The organism is Oleiphilus sp. HI0128 (genome assembly GCF_001635365.1).
Genome location: NZ_LWGG01000104.1, coordinates 1 through 1,027 on the forward strand (window position 1 = coordinate 1; position 1,027 = coordinate 1,027).

Genomic DNA, 1,027 nt, shown 5'->3' on the forward strand with positions numbered 1-1,027 from the left:
GCGCCCTCTTGAGCGAGTGCCAGTGCCAGGTTAACTGAACTGGTGCTTTTACCAACACCACCTTTGCCAGACGCTACCACAATGACGTTTTTGACGCGTTCGAAAGCAGGAACCTGGCCTTGCGCTTTATGCGCCTTTATTTTGAAAGAGACAGATATATCGACACTTTCGACGCCATCAACAAACTCCAGGTTGCTCGTAAGTATCTGCTGCATTGCGCCTAAAGTACCTTTGCAGGCGTAAGGCATTTCAATATCGAGCTTTACTTGCTTATTGTCGTAAGTAAGGGACTTGATGGCCTCCAAGGAAAACAAATCTTTGTTTAGATAAGGGTCATTAAAGCCTTTAATCGCATCTTCTAGCTCGCGCTGATTAACTGATGACATGTTGCTACCATTGCTAAGGTTCTTGAAAGAAAGGCGCATTATAAAGAATAAATAGCACGAAAGGGCAGGGCTAATTTCTGTCTCTTGAGGATATAATCTTAAGCGTCCTGGTTTGGAAACAAACTTTACCACGATATCAGGATGAAAAATGTCCAATAGATAGGTATGATAGCGCGGTTTTTACTCCCGAATTGTTTTGATTGTCCAGTGAGTTCTTATTTCCAACTTACGTGGGCAATTGTTTATCTACAAGAGAAGAGAATTCAGTGCGAAAAATTCTGGTAACCAGTGCCCTTCCTTACGCTAACGGCCCGATTCACCTGGGTCATTTGTTGGAATATATTCAGACCGATATCTGGACTCGTTTCCAGAAATCACGTGGTGAGCAATGTACCTATGTTTGTGCAGATGATGCACACGGTACAGCCATTATGCTGCGTGCCGAGAAGGAAGGCATCACGCCAGAGCAGCTGATAGATAAAACAAAAGCGGAGCATCAGCAGGACTTTGCTGATTTCCAGATTCATTTTGATAACTATCACTCCACCCACTCCGAAGAAAATAAAGCTCTTTCTTCTTCTATCTACGAGGCGTGTGCCGCTAACGGCAAGATTGCCACGCGTAGCATTACCCAGGCTTTT

2 protein-coding genes are annotated in these 1,027 nt (G+C 44.2%); one reads left to right on the top strand and one right to left on the bottom strand.

Features of this window, described 5'->3' with window-relative positions:
• Nucleotides 1-386 (bottom strand): P-loop NTPase (locus A3763_RS01325; protein ID WP_197482671.1); only part of this gene is annotated, 386 nt, incomplete at its 3' end.
• Nucleotides 387-652: 266 nt separating this feature from the next.
• On the opposite strand from A3763_RS01325, the gene A3763_RS01330 reads away from it, so the two are divergent.
• Nucleotides 653-1,027, top strand: a 375-nt coding sequence (locus A3763_RS01330; protein ID WP_156494807.1) for a class I tRNA ligase family protein, incomplete at its 3' end; no start/stop codon positions are given.